General features: G+C 40.7%; 23 protein-coding genes. 18 read left to right on the top strand and 5 right to left on the bottom strand.

What is annotated here, in order from left to right; all coding sequences use genetic code 11:
• Window position 1 precedes the first annotated feature (1 nt).
• From ACFSKL_RS06340 to ACFSKL_RS06270, 15 genes are all read left to right on the top strand, one after another.
• Window positions 2-649 (top strand): hypothetical protein, encoded by a 648-nt coding sequence (locus tag ACFSKL_RS06340; RefSeq protein WP_376884495.1) that lies wholly within the window; start codon window positions 2-4, stop codon window positions 647-649.
• A 45-nt stretch (window positions 650-694) separates the two neighbouring features.
• On the top strand, window positions 695-2,311 hold the full coding sequence (locus ACFSKL_RS06335) for a capsule assembly Wzi family protein (protein ID WP_376884493.1): 1,617 nt from the start codon (window positions 695-697) through the stop codon (window positions 2,309-2,311).
• 34 nt (window positions 2,312-2,345) lie between these two features.
• Complete coding sequence (locus tag ACFSKL_RS06330) at window positions 2,346-4,037, top strand: capsule assembly Wzi family protein (protein ID WP_376884491.1); 1,692 nt, start codon at window positions 2,346-2,348, stop codon at window positions 4,035-4,037.
• A gap of 20 nt (window positions 4,038-4,057) precedes the next feature.
• Complete coding sequence (locus tag ACFSKL_RS06325; RefSeq protein ID WP_376884489.1) at window positions 4,058-4,993, top strand: glycosyltransferase family 2 protein; 936 nt, start codon at window positions 4,058-4,060, stop codon at window positions 4,991-4,993.
• Window positions 4,981-6,369: an O-antigen ligase family protein gene (locus ACFSKL_RS06320; protein WP_376884488.1), complete on the top strand. Its 1,389-nt coding sequence runs from the start codon at window positions 4,981-4,983 to the stop codon at window positions 6,367-6,369. The genes ACFSKL_RS06325 and ACFSKL_RS06320 overlap by 13 nt, the downstream gene beginning before the upstream one ends.
• Window positions 6,362-7,462, top strand: coding sequence for a glycosyltransferase family 4 protein (locus ACFSKL_RS06315; protein ID WP_376884485.1), 1,101 nt, complete (start codon window positions 6,362-6,364; stop codon window positions 7,460-7,462). Before ACFSKL_RS06320 ends, ACFSKL_RS06315 begins: the two co-directional genes overlap by 8 nt.
• Window positions 7,452-8,588 (top strand): glycosyltransferase, encoded by a 1,137-nt coding sequence (locus ACFSKL_RS06310; RefSeq protein WP_376884483.1) that lies wholly within the window; start codon window positions 7,452-7,454, stop codon window positions 8,586-8,588. Before ACFSKL_RS06315 ends, ACFSKL_RS06310 begins: the two co-directional genes overlap by 11 nt.
• Before the next feature lie 134 nt (window positions 8,589-8,722).
• Window positions 8,723-9,337 carry a glycosyltransferase family 4 protein gene (locus ACFSKL_RS06305; protein ID WP_376884481.1) on the top strand — a complete coding sequence of 205 codons (615 nt, stop codon included), beginning with the start codon at window positions 8,723-8,725 and terminating at the stop codon, window positions 9,335-9,337.
• A 20-nt stretch (window positions 9,338-9,357) separates the two neighbouring features.
• Entirely contained in the window at window positions 9,358-10,491 is a 1,134-nt protein-coding gene (locus ACFSKL_RS06300) for a glycosyltransferase (protein ID WP_376884479.1), read from the top strand.
• Window positions 10,492-10,570: 79 nt separating this feature from the next.
• A complete protein-coding gene (locus ACFSKL_RS06295; protein ID WP_376884686.1) occupies window positions 10,571-10,654 on the top strand; it encodes a GxxExxY protein in 84 nt (27 codons plus the stop codon).
• A gap of 168 nt (window positions 10,655-10,822) precedes the next feature.
• The gene (locus ACFSKL_RS06290; protein ID WP_376884477.1) at window positions 10,823-11,203 is read left to right on the top strand and encodes a RidA family protein; all 381 of its coding nucleotides are present in this window, start codon (window positions 10,823-10,825) and stop codon (window positions 11,201-11,203) included.
• A gap of 21 nt (window positions 11,204-11,224) precedes the next feature.
• Entirely contained in the window at window positions 11,225-11,710 is a 486-nt protein-coding gene (locus tag ACFSKL_RS06285; RefSeq protein WP_376884475.1) for a hypothetical protein, read from the top strand.
• A gap of 78 nt (window positions 11,711-11,788) precedes the next feature.
• The gene (gene fumC / locus ACFSKL_RS06280; RefSeq protein ID WP_376884473.1) at window positions 11,789-13,189 is read left to right on the top strand and encodes a class II fumarate hydratase; all 1,401 of its coding nucleotides are present in this window, start codon (window positions 11,789-11,791) and stop codon (window positions 13,187-13,189) included.
• Between the two features lie 30 nt (window positions 13,190-13,219).
• Window positions 13,220-13,543 carry a hypothetical protein gene (locus tag ACFSKL_RS06275; protein WP_376884472.1) on the top strand — a complete coding sequence of 108 codons (324 nt, stop codon included), beginning with the start codon at window positions 13,220-13,222 and terminating at the stop codon, window positions 13,541-13,543.
• Between the two features lie 83 nt (window positions 13,544-13,626).
• Complete coding sequence (locus ACFSKL_RS06270; RefSeq protein ID WP_376884469.1) at window positions 13,627-14,466, top strand: UbiA prenyltransferase family protein; 840 nt, start codon at window positions 13,627-13,629, stop codon at window positions 14,464-14,466.
• Window positions 14,467-14,483: 17 nt separating this feature from the next.
• On the opposite strand, the gene ACFSKL_RS06265 is transcribed toward ACFSKL_RS06270, so the two are convergent.
• The 4 genes from ACFSKL_RS06265 to ACFSKL_RS06250 form a co-directional block, all read right to left on the bottom strand.
• Window positions 14,484-15,815: a neutral/alkaline non-lysosomal ceramidase N-terminal domain-containing protein gene (locus tag ACFSKL_RS06265; protein WP_376884467.1), complete on the bottom strand. Its 1,332-nt coding sequence runs from the start codon at window positions 15,813-15,815 to the stop codon at window positions 14,484-14,486.
• A 57-nt stretch (window positions 15,816-15,872) separates the two neighbouring features.
• Window positions 15,873-16,181, bottom strand: coding sequence for a helix-turn-helix domain-containing protein (locus ACFSKL_RS06260; RefSeq protein WP_376884684.1), 309 nt, complete (start codon window positions 16,179-16,181; stop codon window positions 15,873-15,875).
• Window positions 16,182-16,201: 20 nt separating this feature from the next.
• On the bottom strand, window positions 16,202-16,543 hold the full coding sequence (locus ACFSKL_RS06255) for a type II toxin-antitoxin system RelE/ParE family toxin (RefSeq protein ID WP_376884464.1): 342 nt from the start codon (window positions 16,541-16,543) through the stop codon (window positions 16,202-16,204).
• Window positions 16,544-16,659: 116 nt separating this feature from the next.
• Window positions 16,660-17,823, bottom strand: a complete 1,164-nt coding sequence (locus tag ACFSKL_RS06250) for an AIR synthase related protein (RefSeq protein ID WP_376884682.1) — start codon at window positions 17,821-17,823, stop codon at window positions 16,660-16,662.
• A 338-nt stretch (window positions 17,824-18,161) separates the two neighbouring features.
• Here ACFSKL_RS06250 and ACFSKL_RS06245 point away from each other — a divergent pair, with 338 nt between their 5' ends.
• Complete coding sequence (locus ACFSKL_RS06245) at window positions 18,162-19,922, top strand: MutS-related protein (protein ID WP_376884462.1); 1,761 nt, start codon at window positions 18,162-18,164, stop codon at window positions 19,920-19,922.
• A gap of 297 nt (window positions 19,923-20,219) precedes the next feature.
• Window positions 20,220-20,372, top strand: a complete 153-nt coding sequence (locus ACFSKL_RS06240) for a lmo0937 family membrane protein (RefSeq protein WP_376884460.1) — start codon at window positions 20,220-20,222, stop codon at window positions 20,370-20,372.
• A 916-nt stretch (window positions 20,373-21,288) separates the two neighbouring features.
• On the opposite strand, the gene katG is transcribed toward ACFSKL_RS06240, so the two are convergent.
• Window positions 21,289-23,532, bottom strand: a complete 2,244-nt coding sequence (katG, locus tag ACFSKL_RS06235) for a catalase/peroxidase HPI (RefSeq protein WP_376884458.1) — start codon at window positions 23,530-23,532, stop codon at window positions 21,289-21,291.
• 388 nt (window positions 23,533-23,920) lie between these two features.
• Here katG and ACFSKL_RS06230 point away from each other — a divergent pair, with 388 nt between their 5' ends.
• Window positions 23,921-25,060 (top strand): 5-(carboxyamino)imidazole ribonucleotide synthase, encoded by a 1,140-nt coding sequence (locus ACFSKL_RS06230; RefSeq protein WP_376884455.1) that lies wholly within the window; start codon window positions 23,921-23,923, stop codon window positions 25,058-25,060.
• The last annotated feature ends 2 nt before the right edge of the window (window positions 25,061-25,062 follow it).

Genomic DNA, 25,062 nt, shown 5'->3' with positions numbered 1-25,062 from the left:
AATGCATTCGTACATAAAAAACACTTTGACCTTTACATTTCTAGCTCTGAGTTTCATTTCATGCCAGCAGGAAATTTCGCAGGAAATAATCGTGTATGAAAATGACTTTTCCGAAGGAAATACCACAGGGATAGAAAATGCCAATTTGGAGAACTTCGTGAACATTCCTGTCCTTGGGTTCTATAACAATGAAGAATTGATATTGAATTTAAGTGAATTGCCTTCCCATAAGGCATTGAGGATCACAGTGGACATCCTTTTACATGATTCATGGGATGGAAATGTACCTAGCCCTGGCGGGCCTGATATTTGGTATATGAAGTTGGACAATCAAGAAATTATGAATACTACATTTTCCAACTCTCCTTGTACTTCCACATATTGTCTCATGCAATCATTTCCAGGAGAATTTCCAAATCAAGCCAATCCAAAAACAGGTGCTTTCAATGGTAATCTACCCGGTAGGTGCCAACATAATGGTGTGCTCGGCTACACTTCCCGATATATCATTTCCAAAGCCATTCCTCACAATGCTTCCACTGCCACCATTACCTTGGGTGACATTCTTGTGCAAGAAAATGCAGCAAACCCAATTTGTGATGAAAGTTGGTCTCTGAACAGAATTGTAGTCTCGACTTTAGAACTATAAAATAATATACCTCTCTTCGAAAGAATGGGGGCTAAAAATAAAACAATGAAAAAATATTTACTTCTAATCATTTTAGGAACAGGTTTTTTCGGAGACCTTTTTGGACAGAGTATTCCTGCTGGCTTTCCTATTTTGGAAGATTATATACGAAGGGCTCAGCTATTGGGGGAGCTTGATTCGACAGTATCATTTTCCCTAAGACCAATCAATCCGAGGTTGCTTACCAAGTATTCAGATACTTATCAAGTACCCAACCTTCTCGATCAGGATACGCTTGGTGTAAGTGACTTTCAAGTTCGGTTCTTTAAGGATAAAGCACGTGTACAGTTGTTGCCATTCCAACTTCATACAGAATGGAACAGTCACCATCCCTATCCTCAAGCAAGTAGGATGATCCCCAACAGGGGGTTTCAGACTTATGCGAGTGCAGGGCTGTATCTTGAAGCAGGTCCATTGACCGTACAGCTACAACCTGAAGTCATTTGGGCACAAAACAAAGATTATGACATTGGATTTCCAAAGACAAACAATACTGAATATCTTGAGCGTTTTGGGGAGTCTTCGTACAGAAAGTTTCTCCCAGGCCAAAGTAGCGTACGTCTTAATTTAGGCGCTTTCTCTGCAGGATTGTCTACCGAAAATATCTGGTGGGGACCTGGACAATTCAATGCCCTTCTTTTTTCAAACAATGCTTTTGGCTTTGAGCACTTCACACTTAATACCAGAAAACCAGCCAAAACATTTCTGGGATCATTCGAAGGTCAGATCATCGCAGGTTACCTCAAAGGGGCAGAATTCCAAAGCAATGGGGGCCTAAGAAATGATGACAGATACCTGAATGGAATTCTACTAAGTTATCAACCTAAGTGGACTCCAGGTTTGTCAGTTGGTGTTTCAAGGGTTTACCAACAATACGAATCATTGCGTGGGGACTCATTTTCGGATTACTTTCCCATCTTCTCACCATTCCAAAAAGTCAATCAGGGATTTGACAGAGACGCTGAAGGGAGAGACCAGCAAGCAACAGTATTCGCAAGATGGGTTATCCCACAGGGGAATGCAGAAATTTATTTTGAGTTCGGCAGAAGGGATCACGAAGCCACTTGGCGTGGGGTTTTGCTCAATCCGGAACATTCCAGGGCCTATTTGATTGGGTTCAGCAAACTCTTCCCAATAGACAACGATGCCCATATCCAAACTAAATTTGAGATGTTTCACCAACAGGAATCCATCAATATCATCGTTCGCTATGATGGTTTTAGGGGAGGAAACAACTGGGGAGGGCATTCGCCTGTAAGGCATGGATTCACGCACTATGGGCAGATGCTGGGGCCTGGTATAGGACCATCCAGCAATATCCAAACCTTGGAAACTGCCTGGGTGAAAGGGATCAAACGCGCAGGATTGAGAATAGATAGGCTCAACAGACACCAAGATATCTATGTGAAAAGGTTCAATGACATGACTCCAGAACAGCGGTGGGTGGATTTGGCCTTCGGCCTATTTGGAGATTGGAAATTTAACAAACTCCTTGTAAGTACTAACCTCAACTTCATCAACTCTTTCAACTACCAGTGGCAATTGGATGACAGTAACTTAAGTCCAAAAGGTAAAGATGTGTTTAATTTCCAAGGTACAATAAGGACGGTTTACCTTTTCTAAATCTGATTTAGCATACCTACAAATACTGAAATAAATGAAAAAGACTATATTATTATCACTTCTATTAATCTCTCTTGGACTTGATAGCATAGCTCAATCTATATCACTATCCACGCCACTTTTGGAAGAATACCTTAGAAGAAAACAGCTTACTGGCGAGATTCCCGATAACTTCTCCTTTATGGTAAAACCCATAAATCCCACTCAATTATTAGGGATTGATTTGGAAGAAGGGCTTCCTGGATATGATCACTTGGACCGGACAGGGAAATATCAGTATTTGGAGAAAAAAAACACTGTTAAAGTACAGCCTCTTCCTATAATAGTCAATACCCAATTCAATTCAGCCTATCCATTTGCTCAAAACAATGGTGCCATGATCCCCAACAGGGGCATACAAATGTTGATAAGTGGAGGGGCATACATAGAATATGGGAAGTTCAGCTTCCAACTTCAACCCGAATTCCTTACAGCCCAAAACAAAGGTTTCAGAGGTATGCCGAGTAGAGAATCTTCCAACTGGAAAGACTATTACCAGTATCTCAACAGGATAGATGAACCAGAGCAGTTTGGTACCGGAACATATACCCGTGCGACTTGGGGTAATAGCAGTATCAGATATAATTTTGACAACGGGATCTCGGTCGGAGTTTCCAATGAATATCTCTGGTGGGGACCTTCCAAAAGAAACTCCCTGATGATGAGCAACAATGCACCTGGATTTTTACACTTTACAGTCAATACCCAAAAACCAATTGAAACCAATATAGGTAGTTTTGAAGGACAGGTCATTGCAGGCAGGTTGGAAAATTCCGGTTTTCTCCCTCCAAATCCAGGGATGGTTTTTAGGAGGACTCCATTATATGTACCCAAGCGTGATGAGGATTGGCGATATTTAGCAGGAATGGTGCTTACATATCAACCAAAGTGGATTCCAGGTTTCTCTATAGGCTATTCCAGTACCAGCCAGATATATCACAATGATATGGATAGGTTTGGTGATTTTCTCCCTATTTTCAATGGAAGAAAGAGATTCAGCCATTTGGACGACCCTATCATAGCAAAAAGGCAACAGCAAAGTGCCGGTTTTTTCAGGTGGTTCTCTACCAAAGGGAAATTTGAGTTCTACGGTGAATATGGCAGCAATGGCAATAGTAAGCGACTCAGAGAATTTATAGTAAATCCAGACCTCAATAGGGCTTTCACCCTAGGTTTCGTCAAATACATCCCTTTACAAAAAGACGAACAATTCATCCAAGTCCATTTGGAGATGAGCCAGACCGGCCAAACAACACGAAAAGCCATCAGGGAAAACATGACTTGGTATACCCATCCACATGTAAGACATGGATATACGAATCAAGGACAGGTTATGGGATTTGGCCATGGAGGTGGTAGCAACTCCCTATTTGTAGAAGCAAGTTGGATCAATAATTTCAACCGAATCGGTCTGCAATTCGAAAGAATAGCAAACAAAAACGACTCTTTTTACCTACATTTTGAACACATCAATGGTTGGGATAGATATTGGGTAGATATCGTACCTTCTCTGGTAGCAGATAGGAAGATTGGACAGTTTTTGGTATCTACACGCCTTCAATTTGTAAATACATTGAATTATTATTGGGTTTTGGAAAGAGATCCAAATGCGCCACTGTACAGGCTTCAGTCTGGTGATGACCGGAAAAACATTGTAGCACATATTAATCTGGCCTATTTCTTCTAATCAAGTACCATACAAATTAAATGGACAGTCCATCAGTTGCCATTATCATCATCAATTGGAATACATACACCCATAGCAGAAACTGCCTACAGCAGCTTCTGGATCTGAAATATGGAAACTATGAAGTTATTCTTGTAGATAATGGCTCAAAAGACAAAAGTGGCATGCGACTACAGAGCGAATTCCCAGATTGTACCTACTTGGCGAATACAGAAAATCTAGGTTTTACAGGAGGTAATAATACCGCCTTGAAATATGCCACTGACAAAGGTTTTGACTATGTTCTACTTCTCAACAACGATACCCATTTCGATAGTGATTTTCTCCTTCCCTTGGTAGCAGCACTTGAAAATTCTCCAAAACTGGGTGCTGTGCAACCAATCATCTATGATTTTCATAATAGAAAAAGTGTATGGCATGCTGGGGGAGTGTTCAATCAAAGGACAGGGCAATGCAAAAGCCAAAAATATGAGACAGAACTGACCAGTCCATATTTTACTGATTGGCTGACTGGTTGTGCTTTTATGATTCGAAGCTCTGTCTTGAATGAAGTAGGTCCATTGAACCAGACGTTTTTCGCCTACTTCGAAGATGTGGATTGGTCCTTAAGGATTAGAAAAATAGGTTACCAACTCCAGATCGTACCCCAGTCAGTCATCTACCATGAAATCAGTGCATCTACCAAAGCACAGGCTAAGCAAAAAGAAGGCTTTATCAGTCCAATGGCACATTATCTAAACATCAGAAATCAATTTCTGCTGCTGAAGTCACACCCTAATCAGATAAATAAATTACTCGCTTGGCCATATCAATGCGGGAAAACCCTTACTTTTATCTTGTATTTCTTGGTTAGATGTCGCTTCAAAAAATTAAAGGCATCAATCCATGGTATGAGAGACGGTTTGCTTGATGATCCCAATGACGGAAAACTACCCCAAGCTATATGCTATTTATAATTCTGACTATTGGAGTATTTATTCTATCTGTTTACACTTTTAACCAGATACTTTTTAAAGGACGATGGGAGTATATTGTTTTTTTTGCAGCATTGTTCTTTCCGGTATATATCACCTTGATCAGTGTGGTATTCAGCACTACGGGCTCTGTACAGGTTCTGGGCGTTTTCCAATATTTGAAGGAAATCATGATTTTTCTTGCTATAATATGCTTCTTTGCTTACCACAGAGACTTTTCCTCTCATCCATTCAGGTTGGGTTTTATTGATTATTTATTCTTGGGATTTTACCTATTGGCATTCATATTCTTGTTGCTACCCATCGGGGAAGCTACATTTCTAAACAAAGCCCTTTATTTCAAAAACATTGTATTGATGGGGATTTTCTTCTTTTTTGGTAGAAATACACACTTTGATCTTAAAGAATCCCAGAATATTTTTAACGTTATCTTGTTCGTAGGACTGATGGCCTTTGGTTTGAACTTGTTCGAATTTCTCACCAACACACATTTTCAACAGCACACTGGGTACTCCATCTTCAATGAAAAAATAAACGAAATATATCCCACTGGAAATTATGGACTCACTTGGACATTTGAGACCCAAACAACAGGAAAGAGGTTTGCTTCATTTTTCTCAGACCCACTTGAGCTTGCCATATCCTCGCTCTTGATATTCTCTACAGCATTGATCATGTTTCTCACCACCAAAAGGGAAGATGCCGGCAAATACCTGCTACTTGTCTTCATATCCTTTTGCATCCTGATGTTTTCTTCTTCCAGGTCTTCTTTGGTTGCTTGGTTTGTAATGTGCTTGTATATAGCTTTTGTCTTCAGATTGTATAACATTATCTTTGCCGTAGGAGTCTTGACTTTTGGTTTTGCAGGATACTTTATATTCTTTGCCACAGAGGAGTTTCAATATTTCATCATTGACACAGTCACTTTCCAAAACAGCTCCTCACTTGGGCATGTGGTAGAATGGCTGGCAGCTATAGAGTCTATCATCCAAAATCCACAAGGTATCGGGCTTGCCATGAGTGGGAATGTAGGTTCGGTAGATGAGGAGCTGAGAATCGGTGGGGAAAACCAATTTCTTGTATTCGGAGTGCAGCTAGGAGTTTTGGGAATGTTTCTTTACATCTTGATACTCATTGCGTCTATCATCTACTGTTATAAGGCATTTTTTATGCTTAAGAACCTCAATGAAGCTAGGATTGCATTTATCGCTAGTACGGTGAAGTTTGGATGTTTACTCCCCCTTTTCACCTCTAACGCAGAGAAATTTCTGTTTGTGTCCCTATTGACTTGGTGGATGGTGGGATATACTGTCAATGCAATGCATAGGGTCAAATTAAATGCAATTCGCCATGTCTAAAATCAGAATAGGATTTGATACCCGTGATCTGTTTTTTGCCCAAACTGGGACAAGGACATTTACAGAGGAGCTACTTTGGGAGATAAAATCAGACCCCGAAGTAGAGCTTGTTGAGCTCGCTCCCAAGCGTGCCACCAAGCCCAAGGGGTTTTTCAGCAAAGCTTTGGTGCATTTTGCCTTTATCATTTGGAAGACATTCACGCTACCTCTCTTGGCAAGAAAAAACAGGGTAGATCACCTGATATGCCCAGATTATGTAGCTCCCTTTCTTTTTTTGGGTAAAATCAAGACTTATCCTGTTTTCCATGGCTGCAACATTTGGGAACTTCCTAAAAACTATAACCGAATTTGGCGTTTTTATTTCACTATTTTGGCAATCTATGGTCAAAAAAGAGCGGAAAAAATCATCACTGTCTCTGAGTTTTCCAAATCTAAAATCATCTCAGTCTTGGGAATAAACAAAGATAAAATTGAAGTGATACCTCTAGGTCCCAAAAGGACTGGTTCTGAAAGATATAGATCAGAAAAGGCACCTTCCAAATATTCTTTTGATTATATACTTCATGTTGGTGTATTGGATAAAAGAAAAAATCTGCCGAATCTTGTCAGGGCTTTTGGGGAAATCAAGGAAAAAAACATCCATTTGGTGCTTGTCGGTGGCCGTCCATCCAAGAAATCAATGGACAGTACTTCTGAAATCTCAGATGCCATACTCCGCTCAGGGTTGGAACACCGGGTTCATCTGACTGGATATGTTCCAGATCAGGAACTTTCTGGATATTACCAAAATGCCCGGGCATATGTATTCCCATCAAGTTACGAAGGTTTTGGGATTCCCGTGTTGGAAGCTTACAGCTATGGATTGCCACTGATCGCCTCATCGGAAGGTTCCCTGCCGGAAGTAGTCCGGGGAGGAGGATTACTCTTTGACCCTTCATCCGAACAGGAGATAACAGATAAAATCAATGAAATACTAACCATAGATGAGTTCCAGTCACATAAACTACGGCAGGAACAAGCCAAAGTATTGGCATGGTATAACTGGCACAACTCTTGGAAAACCCTTAAAAAAACAATTAAAAATGCTTCATAAAAGGATTCTCATCCTACATAGTAGTTCCGATTTGTATGGTGCAGGAAGAAGTCTCCTTAGATCTTCGAAAGCATTAGTCAACGAAGGTTACCATATAAAAGTATTGCTTTCAGATGATGGTCCCTTATGTGAAAGCATTAAGGAGTTAGGTGGGGAAGTGGAAATATTGCGCTTAGGAATATTGAGAAAAAAATACCTTAAACTATTGGGATTGATCAACAGGTTATATTACCTGTCCGCTGCAATATGGAAAATCTACAAAATGATCAAAAGGGAAAACTACCCTATAGTGTATTCCAATACCTCAACAGTCCTCGCTGGTGCATATGCAGCTAAGTTGGCTAAGGTAAAGCATGTAAACCATGTCAGAGAGATTGTCCTGTCGCCACAGGTCTACAAGAAATTTATCACTTCATCACTGAAGCAAACCAGTGATCTTATCATCTGCGTTTCCAATGCTGTGTTGGAAAATTACCCCCCACTGAAAGCTGCAGGAACTGCTAAGGTGATCTACAATGGAATTGATTTTGAAAAATACTATAGCAACCAGAAAAATGAAAATGAACCATTTACCGTTACTACTATCGGTAGGATCAACCCGGGCAAAGGGCAATTGTTTTTCCTCAAAGTAATTAACGAAATCATAAAGGAATATGGTAATGTCAATATAAAATTCCAGATCGTGGGTGACCCATACACTGGCTATGAATACATCCTAAAGGAAATACTTGATTATATAGAACAAGAGAATCTTGGTGATTATGTAGATTACTTAGGATTTAGAAAAGATATCCCCGAAATCTTAGCCAATTCTGATCTTTTTATATTACCATCAAACGAGCCAGACTCTCTTCCCAACGTAGTGCTGGAAGCAATGTCTTCCAGCTTGCCTGTGATTGCTACACTCTCCGGTGGGGCTTCAGAAATGGTTGTTCTAGGGAAATCAGGCTATCTTGTAGAAATTGACAATATTGAACAGACAAAAAACGCTGTAATGCAGCTCTATTTCAATAGAAATGAATCCAAAGCAATGGGTTTGGAAGGAAGAAAAATTGTTGAACAAAAATTCAGCCTTGAGCGATATGAGCAAGAATTGTTGAAAGCTATAAACGCACTATACCAATAGACTTTTTTGACAAAATTTGATGCCTCAAGAATTCTTGATAATTTAGTTTTTGAACATTCAATATAAATAAAATAAGGAGGCAAACAATTCGTATTAGACATATTATATTTGCCTTTTCAATGGAAAGGCCCTTCATGAACGATATCCACAAAACTAACCAACAGAAAGTATTGATAAAAAACATTGATTATAAACCTTACATAAATCCCGAGGTTGATGCCAGGTATTATTTACAACTTCCTCCCGAAAAAACCATCATCACAATGATCTCTCCCCTCAAAAGGGACTGTGGCCATTGCTTTTTTTTGGAGGTGGCAAGAAAAATCGTGGAAATCTATGAAAATGCCCATTTTTTGATTGTTCATCAAGAGATTGACCTAGATTTCCAAAAGGAATTTAACTCGATAAAAACCTCATACAACCTTCGTGGAAGGTTCGATATAATTAAATTCAAGGACGAAATACCAGATATTCTAAAAGCATCAGATATCTTTGTATTTCCGATGGCGATAGAAAATGAATTTCCCCAGATAATATTGAAAGCCATGGCGACGGGATTGCCGGTTGTAAGTATAAAATCAAATCTTTTTCAAAAAGTAATTTTGGATCAAGAAACAGGTTTTTTGATTGATAAAAATGATGTTGAATCCGCTTTTCAAAAAATCAGCCTCTTACTCGAAAATCCTGATCTTACCGAAAAAATGGGCAAATCAGGTCAAGAAAGAGTAATTCAACATTTTAGCAGATAAAATTTCGGGAAACGAAAAACATGTCAGAATCTTTAAAATCTTCTAATCTAAAAATTGCCATCCTAGGAGCAAAGGGTTATCCTTATGTCTATGGGGGCTACGACACCTTGGTCAAAGAATTGGGAGAGAGGTTACAGAAAAAAGGAGTCGAGGTCACTGTCTATTGCCATCGTGCACTTTTCAAGGATAAGCCCTCGCATGTAAATGGAATCAAACTGGTCTACACTCCAGCTATCGAAAGCAAAAGCTTGACGCAACTCACACATTCTTTTGTGTCCATGTGCCATGCATGTTTATCGGATGTTGATGTGATATTTGTAGTCAATTCCGGCAATGGGCCTTTTGGCATTATCTCAAGGATCTTCCATAAACCTACCGCCATCAATGTCGATGGGCTGGAGTGGCTGAGACCCAAATGGAAAGGGTTGGGATCCAAATACTTTTATTGGGCTTCAAAAATGGCCACAAAATTCTACGACCATATCATCAATGATTCCGTAGAAATGCAGAGAATCTACCTAGAGCTATTCAACGCAAAATCTACTGTAATTGCTTATGGCGCCAACCCTTCCCTGAGTTCTGATACTTCAAAAATCAGGAAATGGGATTTGGAAAATGAAAGCTACTACCTTATCGTCGGGAGGTTGGTTCCTGACAACAATGCCGACTTGATCATTCAGGGCTATGTGAAATCCAATTCTAAAAGGAAATTGGTGATCGTAGGAGATGTTCCCTACAAGGACGACTATGTGGATAACTTAAAATCCATTGAAGATGACAGGCTTTTGTTTACAGGATATGTTACCGATCCAAAAGAGCTCAAAGCACTGTATCACAACTGTTATGGCTATTTCCATGGACATGAATATGGGGGGACCAATCCTGCAATGCTCAAGGCAATGGGTTATGGGTGCGCAATTTTGGCTCTAAACACCGAATTCAACCAAGAAATGTTGCAAAATGGGAAACATGGTTGGTATTTTGAAAAAGATCTCAATTCAGTGGTGGAGATTGTGGATAAGGCTGAAAAAAAACCGGAAGAAATGAAAAAACTAAGGGAAACGGCACGCTCCGGCCTCACCCAAAAATACAACTGGGATCATGTCACAGACCAATACCTCCAAGTCTTCAAATCCCTCGCCGGGAAAAAATGATCAATCACAGATGAACACCAAAAACACAATGATAGAAAACTCATTAAAACAAACAGCTTTCTCACTGGCGCTTTGATTTCTGAATTATCTTAAAGCAAGCAATAAAACTCTCGGGCTATTAATTAACTTTGCTAAACCGAAAGTAGAGATAAAAGAATCATAAATTGAAAAACATCTTTGATTGCTAATCATCTTTATTAGAGCCAAAATAAACATGGGTAAATCAAAAACACAATGGATTTGGAGTCTGATCCAATCAATAAAACTGTGTGTTTTGTGTTTATCTGTGGTAATCCCTGTGAAATCCGCATAATCTGCTAGAGATTAGACTATGGAAAAAGAAATCATCTATACACCTGAAGCCCCCGCCCCTATTGGGCCATATAGCCAAGCAGTATTGGCTGGTAATACACTTTATATCTCTGGCCAGATCGCTTTGGATCCTGAATCAGGGGAATTGATCAATGAAAACATTACTGAAGAAACACATGCCGTCATGAAAAACCTGGAAGCCGTATTGAGACAGGCAGGTTTTGGATTCGTCAATGTAGTCAAATGCAGTATTTTTATCAAAGACATGGGGCAATTCTCAACCATCAATGATGCCTATGGCCAGTATTTCAAAACCAACCCACCTGCACGGGAAACAGTAGAAGTCAGCAGATTGCCAAAAGATGTCAACGTGGAGATTTCCTGCATTGCTGTAAAATAGTCTACAAAGAGAATCTATAGGATGCCTTTTTTTCCAACCCAAAGCGAAATACTGGTATCATCTCTCAGCAGCAAAGAGGTGATAAGTAATTTGGGAAAGGTCACTAAAGATGTGAATTTTTTGGCCTATGACAGAACACAAGAAGAAGGGCATTTATTCAATGGCACTATAAAGGAAAATAGGTTTAGCATTTCTCTGGTAATACAAAAAGCAGACAGCTTTCTCCCTTTGATCAAGGGAAAGATTGAAGATACCCCGATGGGATCTATTCTATTTTTGGAATATAGCCTATTTCCAAGTTCAGCTTTCTTTTTGGGGTTTTGGAGCTTTGTTTCCATGGGGTTAAGCATCTTTTTTGGTTTTTTCGCAAACCAAATTTGGTATGCCTTGATATGCGTCGTCTTTTGCGTACTAAACTATGCCTTTGCGTGGACACATTTCAACAGAAAAATCAAAAACTCCCAAAAGATTTTTCATGATATCCTAGAAATGAAAAAGACCGATTAATCAATTTATTTTATGGATTATGACCTTCAGGTAGTAATTTAGCAAGCCAAAAATAAAACTCTTAAATCTAAGAATATTATGAGCATTAGGATTGAAAAAGATACCATGGGGCCGGTAGAGGTGCCTGCAGACAAATACTGGGGTGCACAAACCCAAAGGTCTATCAATAATTTCAAAATCGGCGGTGAAAGAAACCGCATGCCGGTAGAAATCATCAGGGCTTTTGCCATTTTGAAGAAGTCTGCCGCCTTGGCAAATGCAGAACTTGGCGTATTGGCTCAGGACAAAGCCGATATCATTGCCAAAGTTTGCGACGAGATCTTGACCGGTCAGCACGACGATCAATTCCCCCTTGTCATTTGGCAGACAGGTTCCGGTACTCAATCCAACATGAACTCCAACGAGGTCATTGCATATAGAGCGCATGTATTGCTTGGTGGATCACTTGAAGATGAAAAGAAAAAAATCCATCCCAATGATGATGTGAACAAATCCCAATCTTCCAATGACACTTTTCCTACTGCGATGCATATTGCGGCATATAAAATGGTCTTGGAAACAACTATCCCAGGGGTAGAAAAACTGAGGGATACCCTGAAAGCAAAGTCTGAGAAATTTATGAATGTGGTGAAAATCGGTAGAACCCACTTTATGGATGCGACACCACTTACGCTTGGGCAGGAATTTTCCGGTTATGTAGCACAACTTAACCATGGATTGAGGGCATTGAAAAATACCCTTTCGCACCTATCCGAGTTGGCATTGGGAGGTACAGCAGTGGGGACAGGTTTGAATACCCCTAAAGGCTATTCTGAATTGGTGGCCAAGAAAATCGCTGAATTCTCGGGACAACCTTTGGTCACAGCACCAAACAAGTTTGAAGCATTGGCAGCGCATGATGCAATTGTAGAATCCCATGGTGCTTTGAAACAACTTGCAGTAAGCTTGATGAAGATTGCCAATGACATTAGAATGCTGTCTTCGGGTCCAAGATCAGGGATTGGTGAGATATTGATTCCCGAAAATGAGCCTGGGTCTTCCATCATGCCGGGCAAGGTAAATCCAACCCAAGTGGAAGCAATCACAATGGTCGCTGCACAAGTGATGGGCAATGATGTGGCAATTTCTATAGGTGGTTCAAATGGCCATTTTGAGCTGAATGTTTACAAGCCAATGATGATCGCCAACTTCCTCCAGTCGGCAAGACTTTTGGGAGATGCAGCAGTTTCTTTCAATGACAACTGTGCCATCGGTATCGAGCCGAATACGCCATTTATCAAACAGCATCTTGAAAACTCCTTGATGTTGGTGACAGCTTTGAATCCACATATAGGTTATGAAAACGCTGCTGCCATCGCCAAAAAAGCGCATAAAGAAGGCACTAGCTTGAGAGAGGCCGCTTTGGCATTGGGTTTACTTACAAACGAGCAATTTGACGAATGGGTAAAACCTGAAGACATGATTGGCAGTTTGAAATAATTATTTTCGAAGCAAGACAAATCAATGAATATGAAAAAAGTTATCAACACACTCGTTTTTGCTGTTTTACTCTCGGGATTTACAGCTAAGGCATCCTTTGCGGGAAAAGACAAAGATTCCCATAAGGCAGCTAGGGAAATCACTGCTGAAGATCTGAAAAGGTTTGAGGAAATCGATGCCAGGGTTTTGGAAATTAAGGAAATGGATTTCAAAGAATTGAGCAAAGCGGAAAGAAAAGAGATCCGGAATGAGCTGAAAGAACTCAACAAAGAAGCAAAGCAAAATGGAAATGGCCTTTACATCTCCACAGGTGCTTTGATCGTAATCTTGATCTTGTTGATCATTTTGCTTTAAGTAATTCCGTTTACTGATTAAATTTTAAGAGTTGGCTATTTTAAATTCGATTTAGAAAGGCCAACTCTTTTTTCTAGTTTTGAATGGTGAATTCACTTAAAAAATTCTACAGCTATCTCAATTTCCTTTCCTTTGACGTTGTCCTCGGAGCTACTGCCGGAATGGCATTTTTTGCCCACTTATTGGGTGTGTTTCTCATCCCTGAAATCTACCTGATTTTGGGATTGACGGTATGGATAATTTATACTTTGGATCATCTCATGGATGCCAAAAAGACCAAAACGCAACCCAGCACACCAAGGCATATATTTCATTTCCGGTATGGAAACCCTATTCAATTTGCACTGGTGATTGCATTTTTGTTGGTAGTTTTCATGTTGATTTTCCTCCCAAGTCTTCGCTTTTTGATAGTTCCCGGAATTGTCCTAGCTGGAGTTATTACTGTCAGTTTGGCTTTATTCTATTTCTTTGGAAGAAGAACCGCATTTTTGAAGGAATTTTTGATCGCGATATTCTATGTGCTGGGAATAACTCTGGCGCCTTTTTTACTCAAGGATACACAAATTCCCACACCATTTTTCTTGTTGGCAGCAGCGTATTTTCTTATAGCTTGGATCAATCTTCTGATCCTTTCATATCTTGACAGGGACTCTGACCAAAAAGATGGATTCAATTCTGTCCTCAATTGGGTTACACCAAGAAAATTAAACACATTCATTCTTTTTTTGGCAATCTTGGGGATACTTCTGTCATGCTACTTATTGATAAGTCAGGTATCTTATTTCCATATTTATACCAGTATCTTGCTCTTGATGCTGCTGATCCATGTTGTTTACTTTCTGGACAATAAAAAAAACAAGGAGACAATCAGAAAAATCTTGGAAGCAAGTTTTTTGTTGCCCTTGTTGGTTCTTTTATTTTAGGATTTCAACCGAAAAAATCACCAATCCTTCCCAATCAGTCCATTGACTAATTCGATGAAATATGTCCCATTGTAAGGACCGTACCAATTCATGCTGCGTACTTCATGGTATTCATAATCGTAATAGGCGTCGGGTGTGATATAACCAATATAGCCGCCATTGAAAGTGGTGACCATCAAGTTGAGCCCTCTGCTTTTGGCCAATTTTTCCCAGTCTTGCATAAAGGTTCCCGAAACCTCACCACTGGAACTTATCAACAGTGTGTTCCCTATCAAGACTGCGTCGAAGTGGGCATTGCTCTCTCCAAACGCAGATTCAAAAACCCATGGCTGCAGCCTGATATTTTTACCCAACCTGTATTGTGCCTCACGCAATGCTACGGGAAGACGGGTAAATCCAATTTTCTTTCTATCCACCGTTTCCTCTTCCTCTACATTGCTGATAGCCTGTTGAAAGACAGCCTCAGCAAAAGCCTTGGTATGTTCGGGCTGGTTGCCTGTGCGGGAAGGCCCTTGACTGCCCACTGTACCTGCCGCAAACAAGGCAAAGTCATACAATCCAGTTTCAAATTTATCCATCAGATAATGTGGATAGTCTCCAGACAGCCCCATGAATTTTACGGCCAAAGTGGTGGGATGTGCACTGTATGTCAAAAATGTGGCTTTTTCTCCCGTGCTTTTCCGGAAAACCAATTGTCTGATATATGGATCAACGGGATCTTCATGGACAAACCTGTTGTAAACCAGCGAATCTGTCAACGAAACCTGAAATGACACCGAGGCTGAATCTTGGCTTTCCAATGCATTCTGAAGCCCCTCTAAGGTCTTTTGTTCTAGCATATTGACAATACTTTCATCATAACCGCCAAAAGCAACTTTGCCCATCAAGCCGGGAATGTAGCCTCCAATCCCACTATGGGTGTGGGTAGCAGTGAAATAGATGAAGTCAATCGGCAGGTTTTCATTTTCAATTCTTTGCTTTATCCTGTCAGCCAAATAGGGATGGACGATAAGCAATTCGTAATTCAAAATCGCAACATTCTGCATTCCATTTCCTATCACCAAAGCCCGAACGAAGCTACTATCCAGCACAAAATCATAATTTCCCCTAGGGGCATATCCTACCAGATTTGCAGGTTCAGCTGGAGTTGCATTGATTTTGGACCAACCTACTAGCCAAGAATCACCCTCGGAAGAATCAGGTTTAAGGTCTTGAAGCTTAGAAATAGTCTCTAGATAATACGCTTTTGTTTTGTAATCCGACCGATCAATGGTACTTGTCAACAATACACCCAACAAGGCGATAGCAAAAAGCACAATGAAAATTGTTGATAGCGTCTTTTGAAGCATAATTGTGTTTTGGGCAGATATCGAATGGCGATTTTAGGTAAATCAATTGTAGCTCTTTTAGTAAGCCAAAGTCTGGTTATTCAATTCCACGTTGAAATTTACTTTAGCACCCAAAGCCTCAAATACTTTCATGATAGTCTCTAACCTGGCACTTTTGGTACTATTTTCAATTTTTGAAATTTGTGCTTTTTGCACACCGACTAATTGTCCCAACTGTTCTTGGGTTAGATTACGTTCTTTCCGAGCTTGTTTAATAGCATGACCAAGAAGGTCAATTCTCAATTCATTTTCAAAGGCTTCCCTCTTGGTAGTTCCACGTTCTCCCAGGTGCTTATCGATCATTTTGTCAAGCGATATGGCTTTCATTTCATTTTCCTTTGCCATGATTATTTTGTTTTATTGTTCAGATACAATTCTCTGATTTTTTCTGCCTTCTTTATCTCCTTAATTGGTGTTTTTTGAGTTTTTTTCAATAAACCGTGAGTAGCAACAACCAATTTGTTCATGCCATCTGATTTATCCCAAAACGCAAATAGCCTATATGCCTTTCCTCTGTACAATGTCCTAAACTCCCATATCAAGTCTGTTAGCTTTTTGAAGAGTTCATGATCATTCACGAATTGAGCTTTCTTAAGGTTGTAGTAGACTTTTTCTCGGGCTTTTTCGTCCAACTCCCCTAAAAACTCAACTGCATCAGGCAATAAATCTATTTCAAAGTTTGATTTCATTGAAATGCTTTTTCAAAAATACCAACAATTTCCCAATAAGGAAACTATTGGTTTGTTTTTATTTTAAGATATTGATCCTTATATCAATAAATCAAAAGAAAGATAAATAAGACTTCTTAGTATTCAAAAGTACCGTGAGCTCCCTGAACGGTAACTTTCTTGCCTTCATGCGGCACTACCCTTCCGATGATTTTCGCATCTACGCCAAACCCTTCGGCGATATCAATGACCTCTTCGGCATATTTCTCATCAAGGTAGATTTCCATTCTGTGGCCCATGTTGAACACTTTATACATTTCTTTCCAATCTGTACCGCTCTCCTCCTGGATGATTTTGAACAATGGTGGTGTTTCGAAAAGATTGTCTTTGATCACATGCACATTATCCACAAAGTGTAAAACTTTGGTCTGTGCACCACCGCTACAATGTACAATTCCATGGATCTGTGGCCTAAGATATTTCAATACATCCACCATGATCGGAGCATAGGTCCTCGTAGGGGAAAGTACCAGCTTTCCAATATCTACAGAAGTACCAGGTGCGGCATCTGTAAGGTTGTATTTTCCTGAATAAACCAAGCTTTCGGGTACTGCCGGATCGAAGCTTTCGGGGAATTTACTTTTCAATACTTTGGAAAAAACGTCATGACGGGCAGATGTAAGCCCATTGCTGCCCATTCCGCCATTATAAAAATCTTCATAAGTAGCCTGCCCGTAAGATGAAAGTCCAACCACTACATCTCCCGCTTTGATCTGATCGTTTGAGATCACTTCGTCTCTGCGCATTCTGCAAGTCACGGTGCTATCCACAATGATCGTCCTGACCAAATCTCCCACATCAGCCGTCTCTCCACCTGTCAAAACCACATTCACACCATTATCACGAAGCATTTGGAGCACTTCCTCAGTGCCATTGATGATGGCAGAGATGACTTCTCCGGGCACGAGATTCTTGTTTCTTCCAATAGTGGAAGACACCAAAATGTTGTTCACAGCTCCCACACATAGTAGGTCATCTGTGTTCATGATAATCGCATCTTGGGCGATTCCTTTCCACACACTCAAATCCCCGGTCTCTTTCCAGTACATGTAGGCTAATGCCGATTTAGTCCCTGCTCCATCTGCATGCATGATGTTGCAATACTCAGGATCATTGCCCAATGTATCTTCTACAATTTTACAAAAAGCCTTGGGAAAAAGACCTTTATCCAACTTGGAAATTGCCTGGTGAACATCCTCTTTGGACGCAGAAACACCGCGCTGCATATACCTTTCGTTCATGGGGGTAGATGGGTTGTTTATATGGGAGACAAAGGTAATGATAAATTGGGGATTGGAATAACCTGTTACCATTTATCGTAGTCAAATAGCTTTTAGCCAAAAATCTTCAAGGGTTGTCACTTAATCGCCTTGGTCGGTGTCCTCACCGACCAATCCACCTAAACAGGCAACCCTCGAAGGATTCCTCGCTTTCAAATTGATAATAGTGGTTTTCATTGGTATATATCGGAATCAGTAGATTGAAAATTATGTCCTTGGCAATTCTCCATAACCCAAAGAATTCCCAAGAGTTAATTGATTTTGGTCTTGGGATTCACATAAAAGACTAATTTTGCAGGATGATTGATCAGATAGATTTTACCAAACTGGAAATAGCACTTAGCAATACAAAGAAAAAAGCCGCTGGACTTTCCATCATCAGGCTCATATTGTTCTTTGGGATTTTGGCTGTTGCCATAGTGGGAATCAGCGAATTGAGATTGCTCTTGCTAATACTCCCATTCATGATTGGGATATTTGTCTATCTCATATTGGAATTCAACAAGCAAAAAGACAAAGAAGTCTTTCTGAAGGAATTGATCAGTATGCGGGGAGAGCTTCAGATGAGAAAGGAAAGAAAATTGCATGCCTTCGATCCTGGGGTAGAGTTTCAGGAAAAGAGCCATCCCTTCGCTAATGACTTGGACCTTTTTGGTGAGCATTCGCTTTTCCAGTTGATCAACCATACTGTCAACAAGGGAGGGAAAACCAAATTGGTCTCTTGGATGAAAAGTCAATTTGATCCACATACAGCCAAAGAGCGGAGTAAAAGCATCCAAGAACTCTCCCAAAAGGATGAATTCCTGCAAAGCTTTGAAGCTTTGGGAAGGGCATTTATCAAAAAGGAAAAGTCCAAAGTCGAATTTTATCATTGGCTGGAGTCTGCAGTTTCATTCAAATCTTGGCTTTTCATCCCGATGTTCTTAGGACCTATCGGTGGATTGGCGATGTTGATTGCAACTTTGTATTTTGGATTGGCATTTGGCTGGATTGGACTTTGGATACTTTTGGGTGGAGCATTTTTGGCAACCGTCTTCAAACCTCTGCAAGAAGCGGCAATGCTCATGCCCAACCAGGGAGATGTCAAGACTTTTACTTTTTGGTCTTCACTGCTTGTCAAGGAAGAATTTCAGGACAAAACTTTACAGACACTCCAGCATGCATTCAAGAATGAAGAAATAGAAGCACCAAAAGTATTGAAGTCACTCGAACAAAAAACATTTATGATCCAAAGCCGACTCAATATGGTCTATTTGGTTTTTAATTTTCTTTTTTGGACTGATATCTTTCTCTGGTGGAGATTGGTGTTGTGGAAGAACAAAAACGGCAATTATCTCAAGCATTGGGAAGAAAATTTAGATAAATGGCAAGTGTTGGTCTCATTGGCTTCATTCACGAAAGGGGAAAAATCCACCTGCAAAGTGAATTGGCTGGACCAAGAACAAATCAATGTCCGAAACATTTGCCATCCACTGCTACATCCCGATAAAGCTATAGGCAATGATTTTAGCATGGATGAAACCAAACAGGTCGTATTGCTCACGGGTGCGAATATGTCTGGTAAGACTACATTCATGCGGACATTGGGGATCAATATGGTTTTGGCAAACTTGGGATTGAGCCCATTCGCCAAGTCCTTTGAAATAGGCAATTTCCAACTTTTTACCAGTATGCGGAATTCGGATAATTTGGGTGAAAGTGTGAGTTCTTTCTATGCAGAGTTGGCGAGAATCAAATTGTTGTTGGATACAGCAGAGTCAGGGACAAAAGTTTTCTTTCTATTGGACGAGATCCTCAAAGGAACGAACACTGCTGATAGAATCCTGGGAAGTGAAGCATTGATCCGGCAGTTGTATCATGCAGGGGGAAAAGGGATAATTTCCACCCATGACATAGAACTCAGTGAATTGGATGAGAAACTCGATTATCTAGTGAACAAGAGTTTCCACAGTGAGATTACCGATAAAGAGATCCATTTCGACTATACCATAAAAGAAGGCCCATGCCCGAGCTTCAATGCGCACAAACTGATGGAACTCATGGGCATCCGCTTTGAGTAAATAGGGTCTGCTGAAAAAGTCAGATTTGCGTAAAATACGAGTTGGAGAAGTGAAGCCAAGGAAGTAGTCCCGATGTCGAAGCGTATCGGGATGAAGCTGGCTAACAAAACCAAGTCAATATACTACAAGGTTTTTGCGTTCATTTGCTGAAAAACCTTGCGCAAGATCATTCACTATATAAAATAACCCATACATTACCAGTTGGTTTTGTGTTTTTAAGCAGACCCTAAATAATGGTGTTGGCATAGTACTTGTTTAAGTTGGTATAAACCAATTATTTACTTTAACCAACATATTATGAACTCTTTATTGTATTTGATCGCAGTGATTTTGATTATAGGGTGGATCTTGGGATTCTTTGTATATAGTATTGGTGGATTGATTCACATACTATTGGTGCTGGCCGTGATTTCTATTTTGCTTAGGCTTATCGGTGGTAGAGCAGTATAGTTTTGTATTTTGATTTGAATATTACAAGCTCCAACTGGAGCTTTTTTTATTTGCGGATTTAGAATCCTCATATGATGCAGCATCGATTTAACCACAGAGAACACGAAGGTTTCACTATGCTCACAAAGTCTCAACATAGCGTAAAAATCATAGTGTCCCTTGTGCAATCCTGATGTCCCTTGTGGTAAAACTGCTGGGATCAAACCACAGAGAACGCGAAGGTTTCTCAAGGATCACAAAATCTCAACATAGTGCAAAAACCATAGTGTCCCTTGTGGTAAAACTGTTCTGGGATCAAACCACAGGGAATGCGAAGGTTTCTCAAGGATCACAAAGTCTCAACATAGTGCAAAAACCATTGTGTCCCTTGTGCAATCCTGGTGCCCCTTGTGGTAAAACTGCTGGGATCAAACCACAGGGAATGCGAAGGTTTCTCAAGGATCACAAAGTCTCAACATAGTGCAAAAACCATTGTGTCCCTTGTGCAATCCTGGTGTCTCTTGTGGTAAAACTGCTGGGATCAAACCACAGAGAACACGAAGGTTTCTCAAGGATCACAAAGTCTCAACATGGCGCAAAAACCATAGTGTCCCTTGTGCAATCCTGGTGTCCCTTGTGGTAAAACTGTTCTGGGATCAAACCACAGGGAATGCGAAGGTTTCTCAAGGATCACAAAGTCTCAACATAGCGTAAAAATCATAGTGTCCCTTGTGTAATCCTGATGTCCCTTGTGGTAAAACTGCTCTGGGATCAATCCACAGTGAATACGAGGAGTTCTCAATGAACACAAAGTCGCAAAACTACATCTGACTATAGCTAAGACTCTGCTTTTGATTTTAATTCATTTTCAACAGCAACAAAAAAGGTGATCCGTTTCCAGATCACCTTTTGGATTATAGGTTCAATATATTATAGCTTAATCAAAGCGATCCAAATTCATCACTTTGTCCCAGGTTTTGACGAAATCCCTTACAAATCTTTCCTTCGCATCATCTTGGGCATACACTTCTGCTATCGCACGAAGCTGTGAATTGGATCCAAAAATCAAGTCTACCCTGGTTCCAGTACGCTTCACTTCACCAGTCTTGCGGTCATGTGCCTCAAAGACATCCGCCTCTTTTCTTGAAGGAGCCCAAGCCACACCGCTATCCACGAGATTCACAAAGAAGTCATTGCTCAAAGTACCAGGCCTATCAGTGAATACTCCATGTTTGGATTTTTTGAAATTGGCATCCAACACACGCAACCCGCCTAACAAAACGGTCATTTCAGGAGCACTCAATTCCAGTAATTGCGCCTTGTCTATCAACATCTCTTCATCAGAAACGGTAAATGCCGCCCTGCGATAGTTTCTGAACCCATCGGCCTCTGGCTTCAACCAATCAAAAGACTCTGCGTCGGTCTGCTCTGCTGTGGCATCTGCTCTTCCCGGTCTGAAAGGAACCTCTAGAGCAAATCCACCATCTTTGGCGGCCTTTTCGATCCCTGCACAACCACCCAAGACAATCAAATCTGCCAAAGATATCTTCTTGTTTCCAGTCTGTGAATTGTTGAAATCACTTTGGATTCCTTCAAGAATACCCAATACTCTTGAAAGTTGCTCCGGTTGGTTTACTTCCCAATCTTTCTGCGGAGCCAGACGGATACGAGCACCATTGGCGCCGCCTTTTTTGTCCGATCCACGGAAAGTAGATGCAGATGACCAAGCCGTATATACCAATTCAGAAACAGAAAGACCCGAAGAAAGTATTTTTGCTTTCAAATTGGCAATATCCTCTCCATTGACCAACTCATGATCTACGGCTGGAATTGGATCTTGCCAGATCAAATCTTCAGCTGGCACCTCCGGTCCCAAATAGCGGGATTTTGGTCCCATATCTCGGTGGGTCAATTTGAACCAGGCACGTTTGAAAGCATCCGCAAATTCTTCTGGATTTTTGTGAAAATGCTCTGATATTTTTCTGTACTCAGGATCCATCTTCATAGCCATATCGGCAGTTGACATCATGATATCTACTTTGATCGATCCATCTTCAGCATCTGGTGCATGATCCTTTTCAGCCAAATTCTTTGCCGCCCACTGGTGCGCTCCTGCCGGACTTTTGGTCAATTCCCAATCATAGCCAAACAACACATCAAAATAACTCATATCCCATGTCGTGGGGGTAGGAGTCCAGGCCCCTTCCAAGCCACTCGTAATGGCATCCCTGCCTTTTCCACTTTTGAAACTACTCTTCCATCCAAAACCCATTTCCTCGATTGCTGCAGCTTCAGGTTCTGTACCTACCAGTGCCGCATCCCCAGCTCCGTGTGCTTTCCCAAAAGTATGTCCTCCAGCTGTCAATGCCACAGTCTCATAGTCATTCATAGCCATTCTCTTGAAAGTTTCCCGAATGTCCCTTGCAGAAGCCAATGGATCTGGATTACCATCCGGCCCCTCGGGATTTACATAGATCAAACCCATCTGAACTGCTGCCAATGGGTTTTCAAGATCACGGTCTCCCGAATAGCGGCTATTCTCTTTATCGCTTGTTGCCAACCATTCTTTTTCTGCTCCCCAGTAGATATCTTCCTCAGGTTGGAATATATCTTCTCTACCTCCACCAAATCCAAAAGTTTTCAGCCCCATGGATTCTATGGCAACATTCCCAGCCAAGATGAACAAGTCTGCCCAGGAAATCTTATTTCCATATTTCTGTTTTATCGGCCAAAGTAACCTGCGGGCCTTATCCAAATTGCCATTATCTGGCCAACTGTTCAATGGAGCAAACCGCTGATTTCCTGTACCGGCACCACCCCGTCCATCTCCTGTACGGTAAGTCCCAGCACTATGCCAAGCCATACGGATCATCAAAGGTCCATAATGACCATAATCCGCAGGCCACCATTCCTGCGAAGTGGTCAAAACCTCTTCTAGGTCTTTTTTCACCTGTGGCAAGTCAAGCTTTTTGAATTCCTCTGCATAATCAAAATCATCCCCAAGCGGATTCGATTTTGGGGCATGTTGATGCAAAATGTTTAAATTCAATTGGTTCGGCCACCAATCTTGGTTCATCGTTCCACCATTTCCCAATTGTGTGTTGGCTCCATGCATGACAGGACATTTGCCTCCTCCATTTACATTGTGGCCCATGCTACCGTCTTCATTGATTTTTTCCATATCGTATTTGATTTTATTGTTGATTTATAGAATCACTAAATTATGTAATATGTTTGTTATCGTAATATTTTTTCGATTGATAAAATCTATGAATCTTGTCTGTTTTCTATGCAATCCAAAATACATAAAAGCTTGCGCAAATACAATGATGCCAATCAATCTCTCCCCACAAACTCCAAGAGATCAGCATTACACAACTCCATCGAATTGATAATCGGTGTTTGGATACTTTTGAAGTAGAAGGCTTCGATTTCCGGATTTTATCATAGGTCTGGGTTAATTTCAGTGGACACTTCTTCCAATTCTGATTTCGGGACAACAATCGCAGGAAAAATGATTTAACAATTCTTTTTTCCTTATTTTTGGGCAAACAAACAAAAGCTTTTCAGTGCAACAGAATTATCAACAGAAGGTATTGGGTATACTTGGTGGCGGACAATTGGGACGCATGGTGATCCAATCGGCCATCAATTACAATATAGATATCCATATTTTGGATCCTGATCCAAACGCTCCCTGCAAGGCAATCGCACATCGATTTACCCAAGGTTCATTGACGGATTATGAGACAGTTTATGCTTTTGGTAAAAACTGCGACGTGATTACAATAGAAATCGAAAGTGTAAATACGGATGCTTTGCAAAAACTGGTCGATGAGGGAAAGGAGGTTTATCCACAACCACATTTGATCAAACTTATACAAGATAAAAGGGCACAAAAGCAGTTTTACAAAGAGCACCAAATCCCAACAGCAGATTTTATACTGACTGCGAACAAAGAAGAGGTCTTGAAAAATGCAGATTTTCTTCCTGCTGTCAACAAGCTTGGAAAGGATGGTTATGATGGTAGGGGTGTTCAAATTTTAAGAACAGCTTCAGACTTGGACAAAGCTTTTGAAGCTCCAAGTTTGCTTGAGAAACTCATAGATTTTGAAAAGGAACTTGCGGTGATTGTGGCCAGAAACAAAAGAGGTGATTTGGTTGCTTACCCTTCGGTAGAATGTGCTTTTCATCCAACTGCCAATTTGGTTGAGTTCCTGTTTGCCCCTGCTTCCGTAAGTGCGGAAATAGAAGAAAAAGCAAAAAAAGTAGCAGTAGAAGTCATTGAATCATTGGGTTTGGTGGGGATTTTGGCAGTAGAGCTTTTTGTGACCAAAAACGGAGAGATCCTTGTCAACGAAATTGCCCCGAGACCACATAATAGTGGCCACCATACCATTGAAGCGAATTTCACTTCCCAATTTGAGCAGCACCTTCGTACAGTGATGAACATGCCACTTGGCAATCCTGAATTGAGGATGCCCGCAGCTATGGTGAACTTACTGGGTGAAGAGGGATATACAGGAAATGCAGTCGTGGAGGGCATGGATGAGGCCATGGCAGAAAAAGGGGTGTACGTGCATCTGTACGGCAAAAAAACAACAAAGCCATTCAGAAAAATGGGGCATGTAACCATTTTGGATGAGAATATAGAGAAGCTCAAATCAAGAGCCTTGAAAATCAAAGATTTGATAAAAATAAAAGCATAAAT

Source organism: Belliella marina (assembly GCF_042682445.1).
GTDB classification, from domain to species: Bacteria; Bacteroidota; Bacteroidia; order Cytophagales; family Cyclobacteriaceae; genus Belliella; species Belliella marina.
The sequence above is the reverse complement of the archived record's forward strand: the minus strand, read 5'-3'. Positions and strand labels throughout refer to the sequence as shown.